The sequence below is a fragment of the Deinococcus aestuarii genome (genome assembly GCF_018863415.1).
Taxonomy (GTDB): Bacteria; Deinococcota; Deinococci; order Deinococcales; family Deinococcaceae; genus Deinococcus; species Deinococcus aestuarii.
Window position 1 is genome coordinate 69,175 of sequence record NZ_JAHKSN010000023.1, and the last position, 18,155, is coordinate 87,329.

The following is an 18,155-nucleotide window of genomic DNA, read 5'->3' on the forward strand; positions in this document are numbered from 1 at the left end:
CCGGGACGCAAAAAAAGCCGAGTCTGCGGCTCAGGATTGCGGCGGCGCGGCGGGGCGCGGCCCGTCCTGCACGGTCCGCAGGTGGGCCTCGGCCAGCCGCAGGTCGGCCTCCTGATCCACGTCGTTGCCGATGGCGGCGTGGGGCGTGATCAGGGCGCGGGCGGGCACGCCGAGGATGGCGCTGACGCGGGCCTCCAGTTCCGAAACGGTGAGGCGACCCGTCAGGAGACGCACCAGCACGCCGGGGCCGATCAGCCGGGCGAGTTTGAGGGGCGCTTTGCGGGCGGCGAGGACCTCGCGCAATCGGGGGAGGAACTGCCCGATCAACCGGGGGTCGAGCAAGAAGACGTTGCCGCCCGTGAAGGTGCCGTCGCGCAGGCGGGCATAGGTGCGGCGCACACCCGGAAAGGCCCGCTCGCAGTCCTCGCGCCGGACGACCGGGTAGACGAGGGCGGCGCCTTCGGGCGCGGCGGCGAGGACTTGAGAGAGCTGCTCGGGGGTAAGGAGGGGAATATCGGCGGTGGCGACGAGCACGCGCTCGCCGGGGGTCAGACCCAGGTCGGAGAGCGCCTCCACCCCCGCCTCCAGGTTGCTGAGCAGGGTGCCGTGGTCGGTGACGCGCTCTTCGATCCAGGGGTCGAGGTCCGGGGTGGTCGGGCCCACGTAGGCGACCCGCGACACCCGCCCGCTCCCCCTCAGGGCCCGCAGGACGTGGAGGGCCATCGGCTCGCCCCCCACCGGGATGAGCGCCTTGACGGGCACCCCGTGGGCCGCCGCGAAGGGGTCGCCGGGATCGCCGCCGCCCAGAACGACGGCGCTCCAGCGCGGGCCGGAGGAGGGGAAGGGGGCGGTGGCCGGGGAGGAGAGGCGCGACCCGGCGTCACGGGAACTCATGTCTGTGAGCGTAGCACCCGCCCCTCACCGCCCGCGCCTCCCGCGGGGGGAGCGGCGGGCAGGCGCAGGGTGGCCGTGAAGCCCTCCCCAGGGGCACTCTCCAGCGTCAGCGCGCCGCCGTGCAACCCCGCCGCCCGCCGCACCAGCGCGAGGCCCAGCCCGTGCCCGCGCTGCCCCCCCGCCGCGCTGCGGCTCGCGTCGGGGCGGTAGAAGGGTTCGCCGAGCCGGGCGAGCACGTCGGGGGGGACGCCGGGGCCGTCGTCGCGCACCTGCACGGTGGCCCAGCCGGAGCCGTCGGCCACGGTGACCGTCACGGTCGCCCCCGGCGCGTGCCGCACGGCGTTGACGGTCAGGTTCCAGATCGCCTGCCCGAGGAGCACCCGGTCACCCGCCACGGTCACCGCCTGCGGGGCCACGAGGTCCACGTCCGCCCCCGGGTCGAGTTCGCGCGCGCGGTCCACGGCGTCGGCGGCGAGGTCGCGCAGCGGCACGTCCTCGCGGGTCATGGCGGACGGGTCGCGGGCGAGCAGCAGGAGGTGGTCGGCGAGGGTGGCGAGGCGGGTGATGTCGGTGCCGATCTCGCGCAGCTCGGAGCGGTAGCGCGCGGGGTCGCGGTCGCGGGCGAGGGTGGCGTCCACCCGGGCGGTCAGGGCGGCGAGGGGACTGCGCAGGTCGTGGGCGGCGGCCCGCACGAAGTCCTGCTCGCGCTCGCGGGCGTCAGCGAGGCGGGCGAAGGTCCCCTGGAGGGTGAGCGCCAGCCGCGAGAGTTCGTCACCCGGCCCCGCCCCCGGCACGGGCCGCCGCAGGTCCCCGCCCGCCCCGATCTCGCGCGCCGCGCCCTCCAGCGCCCGCACCGGGGCGAGGAGCCGCCCGGCGACCGTCCAGCCCACGAGCAGGGACAGCCCCAGGGCGAGCGGTACGAGGACCCACAGCGCCCGCGCGAAGGCCGCCCGCGCCTCGCCGAGCGCCCGCGCGTCGCTCACCACGGTCAGGGCCGCCCGCCCGCCCGAGACGATCCGCACGGCGACCAGCCGGTCCCCGGAGCGGTAGGTGCCGGGGCGCAATCCGCGCGGAAGACCCTCCGGGAAGCGCCGGGTCGCCACCGCCCGCACCTCTCCCCCGCCCACCGTGATCAGCCGCACGTCGAGGCTCCGGGTCTGGGGGTCGGCGTCGAGGATGCTCTCCAGGTCCGCCGAGCTCAGCGTCTCGCCCAGCAAGGCCCCGAAGAGGTCCCCCTCCCGCCCCAGCGCCGATTCCACCCGCGCCTGCACGGTCGCGACTGCCCCGGTCAGCCGGTCCCGCTGCGCCGCGAAGAGGAAGTTGTTCACCGCGAAAAAGAGCCCCGCCGCCACGAGCGCCACCGCCAGCCCCGTCGCCAGCGCCGCCCACAGCGCGAGGCGGGCACGCAGGGTCAGGCGGGGTCTAGCGGACACGTCCGGCCCGCGTCCCTTCCCACTCCGCCCGCGTGAGGGCGTACTCCACGTCGCCCTCCTCCGAGCCCTCGATCACCTCGGGCCAGTCCGCGAAGAAGGTCCGCACGTGCCTCAGCCCGGCCCTCTCCATCACCCGCCGCGAGGCCAGGTTGGCGGTCATCGTGAAGGCGACGACGCGCGCCACCTCGGGTTGAGCAAAGGCCCGGCGGACCAGGGCGCGTGCCCCCTCCGCCCCGTAACCCTGTCCCCAGGCCGACCGTCTTAGCCGGTAGCCGAGTTCGACCGCGCCGGACTCGTCCGCGAGGGGCCGCAGCGCGAACCAGCCCAGGAACTCCCCGGTCGCCTGCTCCTCGGCGGCCCAGCGACCGTACGCCTCCCAGCGCCCGTACCCCGAGAGGATGAGGGGCAGCACCTCCTCCCGGACGACCTCGCGCGGGGTGGGCCGTCCGCCCGTCAGGAACCGCATGACGGCGGGGTCGCGGTCGAGGTCCCAGAGGTGCTCCTCGTCTGCCTGGGTCAAGCGCCGCAGCGACAGGCGTTCCGTCTCCAGCACGACTTCCCTCACCGCTCCACCCGGTAGCCCCGGCCCCGCTCGCTCGTCACCGCCTCGGGGGCGAGTTTGCGGCGCAGGTAGCGCACGTAGACGTCCACGATGCGCGCCTCGCCGCCGAACTCGGGGCCCCACACCCGGTCGAGGAGTTCCTCGCGGGTGAACCAGCGTTCGGGAGAGAGGGCCAGCGTCTCCAGCAGGGCGTACTCGCGGCCCGTCACGGCGACTTCCCCCCCGTCCCAGGCGACCGTGCGCGCCACCGTGTCGAGGGTGCCGCGCCCTCCCGCAAAGGGCACGCGCGGCGCCCCCTGCCCCCGCTCCCGGCGAGACAGCGCCCGCAGCGTGGCGAGGAGTTCGGGCACCGCAAAGGGCTTGACGAGGTAGGCGTCCCCGCCCAGGTCGAGCCCCTGCACCCGGTCGGCGAGTTCGCCCCGCGCCGTCAGGAAGAGGATGGGCGCGTCCACCCCCGCCGTCCGCAACTCCCGCGCCACCGCGAAGCCGTCCATGCCCGGCAACATCACGTCGAGCACGATGAGCGGAAAGTCGCCGAGCAGGGCGGCCTCCAGGCCCTCCGTCCCCGCCTGGGCCCAGGTCACCGTGTAGCCCGACTCGCGCAGGGCGCCCAGGGTCGGCTCGGCGATCCGGGGGTCGTCCTCGACGAACAGCAGACGCATGGGCGTCAGTGTAGGCGGCGAGGGAAAACGGGTGTTAACCGCTGAGGCCGCGCAGGAGGGCCCAGCCGAGCAGGCCCATGCCGACGAGGACACTCACCCCCAACACGGGCAGCATCCACGGCAGGCGCCGCTGAAGACCCAGACTCCGCGCCCGCGCGTCCGCCAGCACCGGGGCGGGCAGCCCGCGCGCCGCCAGCGCCAGAATGGTCGGCACCACCAGCAGGTCGTCCCCCCAGCCCATCAGCGGAATCGCGTCCGGCAGGAGGTCCACCGGGCTCAGCGCGTAGGCGAGCGCGAGCAGGGCGGCCAGCCGCGCCCGCCCGGGTGTGCGCCGGTCCCCCACCGCGAACAGCAGCGCCAGCGCGTCTCGCCAGAACAGCCGAAGTCGAGAGGTCACGGGAACAGATACGGTGCGGGAAGGGCGAGGGTTCCGTGGCTGGAATGCCCCCGCCCACCGAACGACCACACAGGGCGAGCACCTTTTGCTCCTGCCCCTTGAGGGGGGACTCGCGAGGGGGTGAACCGTCACGGCCTCCGACAACCCGGGCCCTTCACCCCGCCCATCCTCTACACTCTCCCCCGGTTCGGGGCACCCTCGCCCCGCCTGGAGGTCACCGGGAAGAGAGCTCACCTGCGGGTGAGCGGGCGTGTACCGCGAGGACACGCGGGAGACAGCGGACGGCACATCACCGAGAAAAACGCTCCCCCTGGGGGGCGGGTGGTGGTTTGGCTCGTTCCGGTGTCTCCCTCCCGGTTCGGGCGCCGTCCGTATCTGGCCTGTCCGCTGGCGGTGTGCTAGGATTTTCCACTGGTGACTCGCCCCCGCGGCGGGGCTGACTCGGGTTCAGGAGAACCTTGTGTGCGCGTCCGGAGCAGCGTTTTTCGGGCGGGCGCGGCAGGAGGAAAGATGTTTGCGATCATTCAGACGGGCGGCAAGCAGTACCGCGTGCAGGAAGGCGACGTCGTGCGCGTCGAGAATCTCCAGGGCGCGGCGGGCGACCAGTTCACCCTGACGCCCCTTTTCGTGGGCGGCGAGCAGGTCGTGTTCGGGCAAGGCGCGGGCCGCTTCACGGTGCAGGCCGAGGTCGTGGAGCACGGCCGGGGCAAGAAGATCTACATCCGCAAGTACAAGAGCGGCATCCAGTATCGCCGCCGCACCGGGCACCGCCAGGGCTACACGGCGATTCGCATTCTGGGCATTCAGGGCTAACACAGTCAGGGCTGAGGTGAATTGAGATGGCACACAAGAAAGGCGTGGGTTCGTCCAAGAACGGGCGCGACAGCAACCCCAAGTACCTGGGCGTGAAGAAGTTCGGCGGCGAGCAGGTCGTCGCGGGCAACATCCTCGTGCGCCAGCGCGGCACGAAGTTCAAGGCGGGCCCGAACGTGGGCATGGGCCGCGACCACACCCTCTTCGCCCTCGTGGGCGGGCAGGTCGTGTTCACCAACCGGGGCGAGAAGGGCCGCTTCATCAGCGTCCAGGCCCCCGGCACGACGGTCGCCGCCGACTGAGCACGGCGATTTCAGGCACGCCCTGCCCATCACGCGGCGGGGCGTGTTTTTTTGCAGGAAGTTCTGGAGCATCGGCGTGAACAGGCTGTCATGCTGAGCAGGGCGAAGCGGCTCGTCTTGAAGGCAGAGGGCCCTTCACTTCGCTCAGGGTGACGACTTCACTCTCGTTGAATGCTCGGAGGAGGTGAAGCTATGGCTTTTCGAGACGTGCTGGACATCGAGGTCCAGGCCGGGAAGGGCGGCGACGGGAGCATGAGCTTCCACCGCGCCAAGTACATGGAAAAGGGCGGCCCCGACGGCGGTCACGGCGGGCGCGGCGGCAGCGTGGTCCTGCGCGCCATCGAGGGCGTCGAGAGCCTGGAACGGCTCGTCGGGCGCCGCAAGTTCAAGGCCGAAAACGGGGCCTACGGCGAGGGAAGGTTGCGTCAGGGCTCCGACGGCGGGGACGTGGTGATCGAGGTGCCCGTGGGCACGACCGCCTTCGACGGCGACTCCGGGCGGGTCATCGCCGACCTCGTGCGGGTGGGACAGGAGAAGGTGATCGCGCGGGGGGGCTTCGGCGGGCGCGGCAACTCCACCTTCGTGTCGAGCACCCGGCAGGCGCCGCGCTTCGCCGAACTCGGCACCCCGGGCGAGAAGCGGCGGGTGCGGCTGGAGCTGCGCCTGATCGCGGACGTGGGGCTCGTCGGCTACCCCAACGCGGGCAAGAGCAGCCTGCTGGCGGCCCTCTCGCGGGCGAACCCGGCCATCGCCGACTACCCCTTCACCACCCTCTCCCCCATTCTCGGCGTCGTGGAGAGCCAGGGCGGGGAGGAGCGGCTGACGATGGCGGACATCCCCGGCATCATTGAGGGGGCCTCCGAGGGCAAGGGGCTGGGGCTGGAGTTCCTGCGGCACATCAGCCGCACCCGATTGCTGGTGTATGTGCTGGACGTGACCCGCGACCCGGTGGGCGAAATGCGCCAGCTTCAGGCCGAGCTCCAGGCGTACGACCCCACTTTGCTGGAGAACGTGGCGTGCGTGGCGCTGAACAAGAGAGAGCTGGTGGACGCCGACCTCGCCGCCTTCGCGGAGGACGAGCTGGCGGGCTTCGGCCTGCCCGTCTTCCGGGTGAGCGCGAAGGAGGGCCTGGGCCTATCCGAACTGCGGGACGCCCTCTTCCAGCTTCTCCCCGACCGCGAGCTGTGGGCACAGACGCACGCGCTGGAGGTCGGGGCGGAGGAGGTGCGGGAAGAACCCCTCTCGATCACCTTCCGCGAGGACGCCCCCGAGAAACCCGGCGAGGCGCCCGAACGGGTGTGGGAGGTCCACGGCGGGGGCTTTGAGGAGCGGATCGTGCGCTTTGCCCGCCACCTGGAGGACGCCGCCGAGTACCTCTCGGGCCTCTTCAAGCGGCAGGGCCTGTACAACGCGCTCAAGCGGGTCGGGGCGCGTGAGGGCGACACCGTGGAGATCGGCACTTTCCGCTTCGAGTACTTCGAGGACAAGGACTCAAGGTGAAGGAGGCGGGCCCGGGAAGCCCTGCGAGCACCCGGGTCCCTCCTCCCTTCCGGTCCGTTGCGAGCGTCGTCCACCTCCCGGGTGACGCGGCAACACAACGGGGGTCACAGCGGTCACCGGACAACCCGAAGGGCTGTTCCCCCAGTCCCCCAGCCAGGGGGACCCGACGATTTGGGGCCTGCCCCTCAACTGATGGGGCCCCCTCTGTCCGAGCGCTGGCCCCCTTTCCCGACCCCTGGATGCGAACTGCGAAACGGGGGGTCGGGGCGTTTGCGTTCTGGACCCCGCCGCGCTCCGACTCCTCTCTGGCGGCTGGCCGCGCCCCTCATGGCTGGTACGTCTTGAGCACGCCGCCGAACCCTGGCTGGACCTGGGTGCGGTAGAAGATCAGGCTGACGGGGAGGTTGCTCCCGCTCGCGGGCACGAAGTCGATGTTCAGGCGGCCCGTCTGCGAGCGCCACAGCAAGACAGGCTGATCGGGGGTCAGGGCGTTGCCGCTGCGGGGCAGCTTGATCGTCTGGCTGAGGGGCCCGTCCTGCACGTTCATCGCGCCGCGGTACAGCCCCCCGCGCGGGCTGAGGGCCACCGCCGTGCCCGCCGCGCCGCTGACCTCCAGGTCGTACAGGACGCCGTAGTTGCCCAGCAGGCGCTGGGGCTGCCCGGTGAGCACGTCGACTCCGGTGATGGCGGGGTCGAGCTGTCCGTCCCCGATCACGATGCGGGCGGGCAGGGTGGTCAGGTTCACCCGCAGGGAGCGCACCGCGTTCGGGAAGGTGCCGCGCTGGTGGCGCCCGTCGGGCTGGAGGTACGGGAGCTGCTGGGCGACCTGCGCGGAGGGGGGCAGACTCTCTTCGAGCATCAGGAAGGTGAGTTCCACCCGGCCCGACGTGGTGAGGTCCTGAAGGAGATTCACGCCCGTCCCCGGCCCGAGGGTGGGGCTGGCGTACACCGGCACGCTCCCCCCGGGCGGAACGGTCAGGGAGTGGGCGCCCGCCCCCGCGAAATAGTCGAGCAGGGTGACCTGCCCCAGCAGGCCCTCGATGCGGGTGGGGGCCGTCTCGCCCAGCCGCTCGGTGCGGACCTCCACCGCCCGGGGCTCCAGGTTGCGCGCGAGGACGTAGAGCCGCGCGGGCCGCCCGAGCGCGTTGAGGTGGTAGGCCAGCAGACGCGCCCGCCCCGCCACCGTGTCCTGGTACAGGATGCCGCTCTGGGTCGGCGCCTCGGGACTGTCGCTGAAGAGCAGCGGATAGCCCGGGCCGGAGACGGCCTGGACGGGGGCGGCGGGGTAGCTCAGGACCCCGGGGTCGGGGAAGCGGTCGCCGGGCTCGGCGTACTTCAGGGCGTAGGTGAGGGGCGTATCCACCGGCGTGCCCTCTACCCGGATCGTGCGGGAGAAGGGCGGGCTCTGAAGGCCCCGGCTGTTCGCCACCTGGAGGGTGATGGTGTACGTGCCCGGCTGGAAGTAGACCTCCTGGCGCCCGCTCCACCTGCGGCTCACGATGTCGGCCCCGTCGGGGTCGAAGGGGTAGTCGGTGAAGATCACCCGCTCGCCGGGCGCGTACACGCCCTTGTCGGTCGAGAAGCGGGCCTGCGGGGCGAGGGGGTTGCCGCCCTCGCGCAGCGCCGTGAGGGTCAGCGTCCGGCCGCCCTCCTCCACGCTCAAGTTGGCGTTCAGCGCGTCGGCGAGGAGGCGGGCACTCACGTACAGGATGGTGCCCACGGTGGCGACGCTGCCCTCGGGCTGGCGGGCGCCCGCGAGAAAGGCGGCCCCCTGCGCCGGGTCCACCGTCAGGCGCCCGACCTGCACCTGCCCGGCCCCGGTCCCGAGGGTCTGCCCCAGCAGCGCCGCCGTCTCGCGCAGCGGCAGCATGGCGCGGCCCCCGATCAGGCGCGGCGGGGCGACGAAGGTGGCGGCCTCCCCGTTCAGGAAGGCGGCGGGCTGGTCGGTGGTGACGGTGAGTTGCACGGCGCCCAGCGCGGCGGCGGACGTGGGCAGGCCCAGCGCGAGGGCGGCGAGCAGGGCGCGGGCCGGGGAGAGGAGGCGCCTCGTCAGGGTGCGGGGGGTGGGGACGGTGGGGAAGACGCGCACAAACACCCGGGAAGTATGCGGGGTGAAGCTGACCCGCGTCTGGGCATTTCCGTCCCTTTCCCGCCGAGGTTCCGGCCGGTCGAACCGGGGAAAGGGCGCCGTGTGCGGACGAAAGGGTCCATTCTCCCCGCCCGTCTCCGGCGGACCCGTACCGGTGGATGAAGGAGTGATGAGCACCCCGCGAGGTCGGTGAGGGCTGGGGGGTCAGTCCCTTGCCCGGCGCCGCGCGGCCCGGACCTCCACCGTGACGAACGCGGCGAGGTTGAGGGCGTAGGTGCCCGCCAGGAGGGTGAGCAGCACGGTGCGGACCCCGGGCTGGGCGGGGTCGAGGAAGGCGGGGGACTGGATCAGACCCGTCAGGGGCACGAGGGCCGCGAGCGCCGCCGCCCAGGCGAGCAGCAGCACGCCGCCCCACGCCCCCTCTAGCAGGCCGGAGCCGGGAAGCAGGAGCGCCGCGAGGCGGTGGAGGGGGGGCCTCCCCAGCCGCGCGGCCCCCGGCGGGCGGGGCACGAGCAGCAGCAGGGCGAGGACGAACAGCCCCGCCAGCGCCGCGAGCAGCGCCCAGCCGAGCCGCACGCTTCCGCCCGCGCCGGGGGTCAGGACCGAGAGGGGGCGGCGCAGGTCGCGGGCGAGGCTCACGCTGAGGTCGCCGCCCACCGCGCGGGCGAGGCTGCGGTCGTCGGGGGCGCACAACCGGGGCTCACCGGGGCGGTAGGTGCGCTGGAAGACTGTCTCCGGGGTGGTGGGCGGCAGCCCGAGATTGTACGCGGCGGCGGCGAGGTCGGGCCGGGCGGCGAAGGCGGCGCGGAACGCCTCACGCGCGCCGGGCAGGTCGCCGCGCTCCTGCGCGATCACCCCGAGGTTGTTCAGGGCGCAGGCGTTGCCGGGGGCGCGGGCGAGGCGGGCGCGGGCCGTGGCGGCGTCGCCGTCGAGCTGCGCGGCGAGCCCCGTGAGGAGCGCCGTGTCGGGCACCGCGCGCAGGTCGAGGTCCCCCAGCCGGGCGGCGAACCAGCCTCCCCCGTAGGTCCCGATGTTCAGGGCGGGGGCGCGCAGCCGGGCGGCGGTCGTGTTCGCCCACTGCCACCCGGCGAGGGCGGTGAACAGCCCGGCGGCGAGGGCCACCAGCCCCAGCCGCTCGCCGAGGGGGGCGTAGGTGACGACCGTCCGCCGCGCCCGCGAGAGGGGGTGGCGCACCCACGAGGCCCAGCGGCCCCCCAGGGGGCGGGTGTCCTCGCCCTGGGCCCGCCACACCCGCAGGGTGAGGGTCAGCAGCGCCGCCCCGAGGGCCAGCAGCAGCGCCAGCGTCACCAGCCGCAGGGTGCCTTGCACCACGCGGGGGCCCTCCGCCCCGAGGTTGTAGAGCGTCCCCGAGCGCAGCGAGCGCGTGAACTGCCGCCACTCCTCGGCCTCGCCGCCGCGGCCCTGCGCGTCGAGGAGCGCGGCGTAGCGGGTGTACAGGGCGGGCCCGCCCTCGAAGCGGGGGTGCAGCTCGCGCAGGTAGCGCATCCACGCCTCGGCCCGGCCCAGCCGCCCCTGAGAGAGCAGGGTGCCCACGTACCCGCTGGGGTTGCCGTAGGCGAACAGGGCCGCGCGGCTCACGCTGATCTCGGGGTCGAGTCCCCGCGCGGCGGCGTCCCGGCGGGCGCGGTCGAGCGCGAGGTCGGCGGCGGCGGGAAACCCGGCGGCGTCCAGCCCGGCGGCGAGGTCCACCCAGGCGGGAAAGGGCAGCTCGTTCCCCAGGCCCCGGCGCACCGCGTTCAGGCTGGCGAGGGTGTCCCCGCGCCCCGCCGCCGCCCGCGCCTCCCGCAGCGCCAGGAAGGGGTTCGTGGGGTCCTGGACCGCCGCCCGCGCGAGGTCTTCCTCGGGCACCAGCTCCGCCGCCCGGGCCAGCCAGCCGGTGACCCCGGGGTCGGGCGGAAAGACCACCCGTTCCTGCACCCGGCCGCCCTCGCGGGGGTCACCCAGGGTGAAACGTTCGGTGTAGTCCTCGCCCCGGGTGCTCACCCGCACGGTCCCGCCGCCCGCGTCGAGGGCCGTCACCTCGCCGGGCAGGTCGTAGCGGGCCTGGACCTGCCCGCCCGCGCCCAGCGCGTACACGACCGGGCCGACCCCCAGGTAGGTGCTCCCGTCCAGCGTCACGGGCCCGGTCAGCTCGCCGAGTTCCCCCGGGTACGTGCGCGACCACAGCCGCCGGTCGCCGTCCTCGAAACTCAGGGTGCGGCCCTCCAGCACGGCGTCGGCCCCCGCCGCGCCCGCCGTCAGGACGAGCAGGGACAGGACCGTCCGCGCCCGGGCCCCGCGCCTCACGCCGGGCGCCGCTCGGGGAAGGCGAGCAGATGCACCGCCCGCACGGCCATCGCCGCCCCCCCCGCGAGGAGGTCGGGCAGGCCCCCGAAGCGCGCGGCGAGCAGCAGGCCGACCGGCACGGCGAGCGCGGTAGCGAAGGGCACGGCGTTCAGGCCCAGCCGCCCTTGCAGCGTCTTCTTGTAAAGCGGCATCACCGCCAGCCCGAAGGCCAGCATCCCGAACAGGGTGAGCGGCCCCGTCACGAGGAGGGCTCCCATCAGCGGCGCGATGCCCCCGCCCCCCCGGAAGCGGAAGAAGACCGGGTAGCAGTGGCCCAGCACCACGCCGAGGGTCGCCACCCAGGTGTGGTCGGGCGTCAGCGCGCGGGCGAGGAGCACGGCGGCCGAGCCCTTCGCCACGTCGAAGGCGGTGACGCCCAGCGCCGCCGCGAGGCCGTGCTGGCGGTACGTGCCGCTGCCGCCGGGCAGGTCGCGGTCGCGGATGTCCACTCCCCGCGCGCGCGAGTACAGCACGCCCGCCACGAGCGAGCCGAGCAGGAAGGAGGCCAGGGCGACCAGAAGGGGCATGTCAGCGCGCATTCTAGGGTGCGCGGGAGAAAAGCCGGGCCGTCAAGCCCGGGAGAGGGTCACAGCCGGGCCGACTGGACCAGACTTCCCCCGCCTCACCCTCCCCCGAAGGTCGCCTGCCTTCCCCTCGGGGCCACGGGCCCTCCTCTAGACTCGGCCCGTGAGTGAGCCCGGCCCCTCCCCTGCCCTCTCCCGACCGGAACTGCGGCGGTACTCGCGCCAGCTCCTCGTGCCCGAGTGGCTGGCCTCGGGGGCCCAGGAGCGGGTGCGCGCGGCCTCGGTGCTCGTGGTGGGGGCGGGGGGGCTGGGCGGGCCGGTGATCGCGCAGCTCGCCGGGGCGGGGGTGGGGCGGCTCGTGATCGCCGACGGGGACACCGTGGACCCCAGCAACCTGCACCGCCAGACCTTATTTACGGCGGCGGACGTGGACAGGCCCAAGGCGGGGGTAGCGGCGGCCCGGGCGCAGGCCCTCAACCCCTTCGTGCGGGTGGAGACGGCCCCCTTTCTGGACGGGGAGAACGCGGACGCGCTCGTCGCTCGGGTGGGCCTCGTCGTGGACGCCACCGACAATTTCGCGACGCGCTACACCCTCGCGGACGCCTGCACGCGGGCCGGGCGCGAGTGGGTCTGGGGCGCGGCGAGCGGCACGAGCGGCCTGGTGAGCGTCTTCGGCCCCGGTCTCGGCCTGCGCGACGTCTTCCCCGACCCCGGGGGCGCCGAGTCCTGCGACGAGGCGGGGGTGCTCGGCCCGGTGCCCAACGTGGTCGGGAGCGTCATGGCCCTGGAGGCGCTCAAGATCCTCGGTGGCGTCGGCGAGCCCCTGCGCGGGCGGCTGTGGACCTTCGACGCGCTCGAAGGCGCAGTGCGGGTGATCGGGCTGCGCGCTGGCCGGGAGGCCGCCGTCCTCTGAGAACGTGGGTCAAAAGTCGCAAGTGGCTTGTCACCGACCTGGAGAAGCCGGGCTTTTTGCCCCTTTGCCAACGGCTCCACGAGCCCGCAGGACAGGGGTGGACAGTCTCGCCGACCCAGACAGAAAGAAACACGGACGCTCTTTGCCAGCGACACCCTTTTGAACCAGGCTCCAGGGCCCCCTCTTGTCCTCACGGGAACAGCAGCCCGGCCCGGAAAGCGGCACCCAGCGGGTCTTTTTGAGACTGCACCTCCGGGCTTGCACATCCGTGGACGTGTGTTACTGTGCTCCCGGGCCGCTCGAAATCCACTGTTTTTCGGAGGATGCAGATGACCAGAAACGGCAGCAGGAAGACCGGCGGGGGCGAGGGCGGCAAGATCGCCAAGACGCAGATTATCGAGCGGGTGGCCGACCAGACCAGCCTCAGCAAGAGGCAGGCGGCTGAGGCGGTCGACTCGCTCCTGGACGTGGTGGCGGACGCCCTGCGCGGGGGCCGCAGCGTCGGGCTGCCGGGGCTGGGCACCCTCAGCGTCACCCGGACTGCCGAGCGTCAGGGCGTGCGCCCCGGCACCAGCGAGCGCATCACCATTCCGGCAGGCCGCAAGGTGCGCTTCAAGGTCGCCACGACCCTCAAGGGCTCGCTCTAGGCGGGGAAGCGCGCCGCACTTTGTGACCTGACTCACGTGCCGCGCCCCGGGGGGGGTCTACGGTGGGCCGCATCGGAGGCTCATCCATGAAGACTGTCCTCGCGCTCACCCTGGCCGCGCTTCTGGGAAGTGCCGCCGCCCGGCCCATCGTGGTGGGCAGCAAACTCGACCCCGAGGCGCAGATTCTCGGGCAGATGATCGTGCTCACCTTGCAAAACGCGGGGCTGGAGGTGACCGACCGCACCAACCTCGGCGACACCGGCGTGAACCGCAAGGCCCTGCTGGCGGGCGAGATCGACGTGTACCCCGAGTACACCGGCAACGCGGTGTACCTCTTCCCGGAGGCGAAGATCGCGCCCGGGCAGGCGGGCGACCCGGCCGTGATCTACACCCTGGCCCGGCGGCTTGACGCGGGGAACGGCGTCACCTGGCTGCGGCCCGCGAACGTCAACAATACCTGGGTGATCGCCGTGCCGCAGGCGCTGGCCCAGGCGCAGAAACTGGGCAGCGTGGCCGACCTCGCCCGTTACCTCAAGGGCGGCGGAAGATTCAAGATCGCGGGCAGCCCCGAGTTCTTCAACCGCCCCGACACGATGCCCGCCTTTGAAAAGGCCTACGGCTTCAAGCTCAGGAACGACCAGAAGCTCGTGCTGGCGGGGGCCACGCCTCCCCAGACCCAGCAGGCGGCGGCCAGCGGCACGAGCGGCGTGAACGCGGCGATGGCCTACGGCACCGACGGCAGCCTCGCGGCGCTGAAGATGGTGGCCCTCACGGACCCCCGGGGTGCGCAGGCCGTGTACCAGCCCGCCCCGATCATCCGCACGGCCACCCTGAAGGCGTCCCCGCAGATCGAGGCGCTGCTGAACAAGACCTTCGCCACCCTGACCCAGGCGACCCTCCAGGGCCTGAACGCGCAGGTGGCGCTCGAAGGCCGCACCGCCCAGGCCGTCGCGCGCACGTACCTCCAGGGCAAGGGGCTGATCAAGTAACGTGAGCGGGAGAGGCGGCGTCAATCTCCCCGGCTTCTTCCCGCGGTGGGACAAGCCCGGGGCCAGGGCGTGATCTCCCCGGGGCACGAGGGGGCGGAGGCCAGCGCGGCTTCCGCCCCCTCCGCCGTCCCGTCCCCGCGCAGGGGCCTTCCGAGGGACGTGGCCGTGGTGCTCGTCCTCGGGGCCCTCCCGATGCTGGCGGGGGCGCTGCTCCCGTGGGCCCTGCTGCGGCCCAACCGCCTCGCGCCCGGGGAGTACCTGCACCTGCCCCCCGCGCTCATTCTGGGGCTGCTGGGGCTCGCCGCCCTGCCCCTGTTGAGCGCCTTTCTCCAACCCCGCCTCACCGGGCTCGCCGCGAGCCTCGCGCTCCTCGCCGGGGTCTGGGTGCTCGGGGACCAGACCCGCGCGGCCCTCGCCGGGCAGGCCGATTTCGCGCGGGCGAGTGCGGCGAGCGGGGTGTGGCTGTTCCTGCTCGGGGCGGGGATCACCGCGTACGGGGCGCGGCTGGTCTCCCCTTCCCCCGGCGTGCGGCTCCTCGCGTGGGCGTGGCTGCCCGGCGTCCTCGCCCTGGGGCTGGGCGGGCACCTCTCGGCGTGGTCGGTGATCGTCGAGGGACAGAGCGAGGGACCGCGTTGGACGCAGGAACTCGCCGGGCACCTGCGGCTGGTGGGCGGGGCCCTCGCCCTCGCCGTGGGGCTGGGGGCGCCGCTGGCCGTGTGGGCGAGCGGGCGCGAGCGGGCGGCGGGGGCGCTGCTGGGGCTGGCCTCGGGGGTGCAGACCATCCCCAGCCTCGCCCTGCTGGGGCTTTTGATCGCGCCGCTCTCGGCCCTGTCGAACGCCCTGCCCGCCCTGCGCGACCTCGGGGTGCGCGGCATCGGCGTGGCCCCCGCCCTGAGCGCGATGACCCTCTACGCGCTGCTGCCCGTCTTGCGGGGCGGGGTGGTGGGGTTGCGCGGGGTCTCCCCGGACGTGGTGGACGCCGCGCGCGGGATGGGCATGACTGCCCCGCAGGTCTTCTGGCGGGTGCGGCTGCCGCTCGCGCTCCCCGTGTGGCTGAGCGGTGTGCGGCAGGCGGCGGTGCTGCTCGTGGGGGTCGCCGCCGTCGCCGCCCTGATCGGCGCGGGGGGGCTGGGCACCTACATCTTCAAGGGGCTCCAGAGCGGGGCCGCCGACCTGATCCTGCTCGGGGCGGTGCCCGCCGCGCTCCTCGCCGTGGCGCTCGACACGGCCCTGCGCGGGTTGGAGCTGCTCCTGGGGCGCAGGCTGGGACGGGTCGCCCTGGACGGCGGCGCATGATCGAACTCCAGGGTCTGGAGAAACGCTACGGCGCCGCCTTCGCCGTGCGCGACCTCAGCCTCACCTTCCCGGAGGGGGAGGTCACCGCGCTCCTCGGGCCCTCGGGCTGCGGGAAGACCACCACCCTGCGGATGATCAACCGCCTCACCGAGCCGAGCGGGGGGCGGGTCCTGCTCGGCGGGCGCGACACCCGCGAGCTGCGGCCCGAGGCGCTGCGCCGGGGCATCGGGTACGTCATCCAGCAGGTCGGCCTCTTTCCGCACCTCAGCGTCGCGCAGAACGTGGCGACCGTGCCCGAGCTGCTGGGCTGGGAGCGGCGGCGGGTGGGGGGACGGGTGGACGAACTGCTCGACCTCGTCGGGCTCGACCCCGCCAGCTACCGCGACAAACGGCCCGGGGAACTCTCGGGCGGGCAGGCGCAGCGGGTCGGTGTGGCGCGGGCCCTCGCCGCCGACCCCCCCGTCCTGCTGATGGACGAGCCCTTCGGCGCCCTCGACCCCCTCGCCCGCGAGCGCTTGCAGGGGGCCTTCCGCGACATCCAGCGCAGGCTGCATAAGACGGTCGTCCTCGTCACCCACGACATCGACGAGGCGCTGCGTCTCGGGGACCGCCTCGCCCTGATGCGGGCGGGGTCCCTGGTGCAGTTCGGCCCGCCCGCCGAGCTGCTGTCCCGTCCCACCTACCCCTTCGTCCGCGAGTTCCTGGGCGAAGACGCTCCCCTGCGCGTGCTCGCGGGCCACACCGCCGCCGAGTACGCGCGGCCGGGTGATCCCACAGGGCTGCCGACGGTCGAAGGCTCGCTCGACGCCCGCAGCGCCCTCGGCGTCCTGCTGCGCGAGGGGTCGGAGGCCCTCGCCGTCGTGGGACCGGGCGGTCCCCTCGGGGTCCTGCGGGTCCGGGACCTGCGCGTCCGGGAGGGGGAATGACCGCCGCCACCCTCCCCCGCCCGGCCCGGCGCGTGCCCCGGGGGGTGCTGGTCTGGCCCGCCCTGCTCGCCCTGTGCCTGTGGCCCGGGACCCTGCCGTGGCTGCTGCGCCCGCTCTCCCCGGGGACGGTGCTCACCCTCGACCCGGCGCCCTGGCCGCTCACCCTCACCCACCTGGGGCTGGTCGGGCTCGCCACCGGGGTGGTCGTGGGGCTGGGGGTGCCGCTCGCCGCCCTCGTCACCCGGCCGGGGTGGGGGGCCCTGCGGCTGCTCACCGAGGCGCTCGTGGGCCTGGGCCAGACCGTGCCCACCCTCGCGGTCCTCGCGCTCGCCGTTCCGGCCCTCGGCTTCGGCTGGGCGCCCACCCTGTTCGGCATGGTCGTCTACGGCCTCGTGCCCGTCGTCAGCAGCGGCGTGGCGGGCCTGCTCGCGGTGGACCGGGGGGTCGTCGACGCGGCGCGCGGCATGGGCATGACGGCGGGGCAACGCCTCCTGCGCGTCGAGTTGCCGCTCGCCCGGCCCGTCCTGCTGGCGGGCATCCGCACCGCCACCGTCTACAACGTCGGCACGGCGACCGTCGGCGCCGCCCTCGGCGCGGGCGGGCTGGGACGCCCCATCATCGACGGCCTCTCGCAGCAGAACACGGCCCTGGTGGTCGCCGGGGCCCTCCTCGCCGCCCTGCTGGCCCTCAGCCTGGACAGCCTGCTCGGGCTGATCGCCCCCCCTGACCGGGGATCGGCCTGAGCCGCCTCCGAACAGGCCGGAGCTGGAGTGTGACCTATCTCTCATCAAGGGCTGATAAGGTGAGAATCATGCGGACCCAGACTGTCGCCTATGCCCTGTGGACCGCGCAAGAGTCGCCCCTGACCCCGCTCCCTTCCTGACCCGACGTTTCGGCCCAGCCCCGCGCTGGGCCGAAGGCATTTCGGTGTCTGGCGGGGTAGCCGGGAGGGAGCGCGGCCCCACGCCGCCCGTGGGACGAGGGTTCGGCGGATGCTCGCAGGAACGCTCACCGCCAAAGAGACAACAGTCCGGCAACACGAGAGGTGACCTCGGTGAAAAGCCCTGCATTCCGGATCGGTGATCGCGTCGTCCTTCCGCCCTACGGTATCGGCGTCGTCAGCGGCACCTGCCAGCGCCCGGTGGCGGGAGAAACGCACGCCTACTATCAGGTCGAGTTCCCGAACACCGCCAGCCGCGCCTACGTGCCCGTGAGCGATCCGCTCAGCACCGGCATGCGCGCGGCACTGACCACCCAGGACATGCCGGACCTGCTCTGCCGCCTCCAGACCAGCGCCGACCTCAATCTCCCGCGTCAGTGGGCCGCCCGCCACCGCCGGGTCACCGAAATCCTGGTGAGCGGCGACCCCTACGAACTCGCCACCCTCACCTGCGAGCTGCGCCGCTGGAACATCGAACGCGGCCTGCCGGACCTCGACCGTCAGGCGTTCCGGCGCGCCATCCGGTTGCTGGAGCAGGAAGTGCGTGGCCTGGAAGAGGACGCCTGCACGCGCGACGTGAGGCAATTCCTCGACCACGCCTGGAACGAGACGCCCGCCTGAGGTAAGGGACATCAAAACGCACACCCCCCGCGAGGGCGGGGGGTGTGGAATCAGCAGGAACAGGGAGATGAAGAGGGATGCGGAGCGTGTAGAAAGGAGGTGATCCAACCGCACCTTCCGGTACAGTTACCTTGTTACGACTTCACCCCAGTCATCAACCACAGCCTAGACACCTGCCGTGAAGCTCCCGGTGGTTTGAGCTGCCATTGACTCCCATGGTGTGACGGGCGGTGTGTACAAGGCCCGGGAACGTATTCACCGCGGTATGCTGACCCGCGATTACTAGCGATTCCACCTTCAC

General features: G+C 73.4%; 18 protein-coding genes and 1 rRNA gene. 10 read left to right on the top strand and 9 right to left on the bottom strand.

Translation table 11 applies throughout. The annotated features are described in order from the left end of the window. Positions 1–30: 30 nt before the first annotated feature. Genes IC605_RS20370 through IC605_RS20390 form a run of 5 tightly spaced genes read right to left on the bottom strand, consistent with a single transcriptional unit; the run spans position 31 to position 3,948 of the window. On the bottom strand, positions 31–894 hold the full coding sequence (locus IC605_RS20370; protein WP_216328410.1) for a nucleotidyltransferase family protein: 864 nt from the start codon (positions 892–894) through the stop codon (positions 31–33). After that, complete coding sequence (locus IC605_RS20375; protein ID WP_216328412.1) at positions 891–2,327, bottom strand: sensor histidine kinase; 1,437 nt, start codon at positions 2,325–2,327, stop codon at positions 891–893. The genes IC605_RS20370 and IC605_RS20375 overlap by 4 nt, the downstream gene beginning before the upstream one ends. Next, positions 2,317–2,892, bottom strand: a complete 576-nt coding sequence (locus tag IC605_RS20380) for a GNAT family N-acetyltransferase (protein WP_216328414.1) — start codon at positions 2,890–2,892, stop codon at positions 2,317–2,319. The genes IC605_RS20375 and IC605_RS20380 overlap by 11 nt, the downstream gene beginning before the upstream one ends. Then, entirely contained in the window at positions 2,889–3,551 is a 663-nt protein-coding gene (locus IC605_RS20385; RefSeq protein ID WP_216328416.1) for a response regulator transcription factor, read from the bottom strand. Before IC605_RS20385 ends, IC605_RS20380 begins: the two co-directional genes overlap by 4 nt. Before the next feature lie 34 nt (positions 3,552–3,585). Then, positions 3,586–3,948: a YkvA family protein gene (locus IC605_RS20390; RefSeq protein WP_216328418.1), complete on the bottom strand. Its 363-nt coding sequence runs from the start codon at positions 3,946–3,948 to the stop codon at positions 3,586–3,588. 510 nt (positions 3,949–4,458) lie between these two features. Between IC605_RS20390 and rplU the strand changes: the two genes are divergently transcribed. The 3 genes from rplU (at position 4,459) to obgE (ending at position 6,563) form a co-directional block, all read left to right on the top strand. Then, a complete protein-coding gene (gene rplU / locus IC605_RS20395; RefSeq protein ID WP_216328420.1) occupies positions 4,459–4,761 on the top strand; it encodes a 50S ribosomal protein L21 in 303 nt (100 codons plus the stop codon). Positions 4,762–4,787: 26 nt separating this feature from the next. Then, positions 4,788–5,063: a 50S ribosomal protein L27 gene (gene rpmA / locus IC605_RS20400; RefSeq protein WP_216328422.1), complete on the top strand. Its 276-nt coding sequence runs from the start codon at positions 4,788–4,790 to the stop codon at positions 5,061–5,063. A gap of 192 nt (positions 5,064–5,255) precedes the next feature. Further along, complete coding sequence (gene obgE, locus IC605_RS20405) at positions 5,256–6,563, top strand: GTPase ObgE (protein ID WP_216328424.1); 1,308 nt, start codon at positions 5,256–5,258, stop codon at positions 6,561–6,563. Between the two features lie 325 nt (positions 6,564–6,888). Here the strand turns inward: obgE and IC605_RS20410 are convergent, their stop codons facing one another. The 3 genes from IC605_RS20410 to IC605_RS20420 form a co-directional block, all read right to left on the bottom strand. Then, positions 6,889–8,583 carry a stalk domain-containing protein gene (locus IC605_RS20410; protein WP_216328450.1) on the bottom strand — a complete coding sequence of 565 codons (1,695 nt, stop codon included), beginning with the start codon at positions 8,581–8,583 and terminating at the stop codon, positions 6,889–6,891. A gap of 273 nt (positions 8,584–8,856) precedes the next feature. After that, positions 8,857–10,959: a hypothetical protein gene (locus IC605_RS20415; protein ID WP_216328426.1), complete on the bottom strand. Its 2,103-nt coding sequence runs from the start codon at positions 10,957–10,959 to the stop codon at positions 8,857–8,859. After that, positions 10,956–11,525 carry a glycerol-3-phosphate acyltransferase gene (locus IC605_RS20420; RefSeq protein ID WP_216328429.1) on the bottom strand — a complete coding sequence of 190 codons (570 nt, stop codon included), beginning with the start codon at positions 11,523–11,525 and terminating at the stop codon, positions 10,956–10,958. The genes IC605_RS20415 and IC605_RS20420 overlap by 4 nt, the downstream gene beginning before the upstream one ends. A 160-nt stretch (positions 11,526–11,685) precedes the next feature. Between IC605_RS20420 and IC605_RS20425 the strand changes: the two genes are divergently transcribed. From IC605_RS20425 to IC605_RS20455, 7 genes are all read left to right on the top strand, one after another. Continuing rightward, on the top strand, positions 11,686–12,435 hold the full coding sequence (locus tag IC605_RS20425) for a HesA/MoeB/ThiF family protein (protein WP_216328431.1): 750 nt from the start codon (positions 11,686–11,688) through the stop codon (positions 12,433–12,435). A 329-nt stretch (positions 12,436–12,764) separates the two neighbouring features. Further along, positions 12,765–13,082, top strand: coding sequence for an HU family DNA-binding protein (locus IC605_RS20430; RefSeq protein WP_343216678.1), 318 nt, complete (start codon positions 12,765–12,767; stop codon positions 13,080–13,082). Between the two features lie 86 nt (positions 13,083–13,168). After that, entirely contained in the window at positions 13,169–14,071 is a 903-nt protein-coding gene (locus tag IC605_RS20435; protein ID WP_216328434.1) for a glycine betaine ABC transporter substrate-binding protein, read from the top strand. Positions 14,072–14,230: 159 nt separating this feature from the next. After that, positions 14,231–15,367 carry an ABC transporter permease gene (locus IC605_RS20440; RefSeq protein WP_343216679.1) on the top strand — a complete coding sequence of 379 codons (1,137 nt, stop codon included), beginning with the start codon at positions 14,231–14,233 and terminating at the stop codon, positions 15,365–15,367. Further along, positions 15,364–16,293: an ABC transporter ATP-binding protein gene (locus tag IC605_RS20445; RefSeq protein ID WP_216328436.1), complete on the top strand. Its 930-nt coding sequence runs from the start codon at positions 15,364–15,366 to the stop codon at positions 16,291–16,293. The genes IC605_RS20440 and IC605_RS20445 overlap by 4 nt, the downstream gene beginning before the upstream one ends. Continuing rightward, the gene (locus tag IC605_RS20450) at positions 16,290–17,036 is read left to right on the top strand and encodes an ABC transporter permease (protein WP_216328438.1); all 747 of its coding nucleotides are present in this window, start codon (positions 16,290–16,292) and stop codon (positions 17,034–17,036) included. The genes IC605_RS20445 and IC605_RS20450 overlap by 4 nt, the downstream gene beginning before the upstream one ends. A gap of 311 nt (positions 17,037–17,347) precedes the next feature. Further along, positions 17,348–17,854 (top strand): CarD family transcriptional regulator, encoded by a 507-nt coding sequence (locus tag IC605_RS20455; RefSeq protein ID WP_216328440.1) that lies wholly within the window; start codon positions 17,348–17,350, stop codon positions 17,852–17,854. A gap of 92 nt (positions 17,855–17,946) precedes the next feature. Here IC605_RS20455 and IC605_RS20460 read toward each other — a convergent pair. Beyond that, positions 17,947–18,155: ribosomal RNA gene (locus IC605_RS20460) — 16S ribosomal RNA — on the bottom strand; the annotation flags it as partial.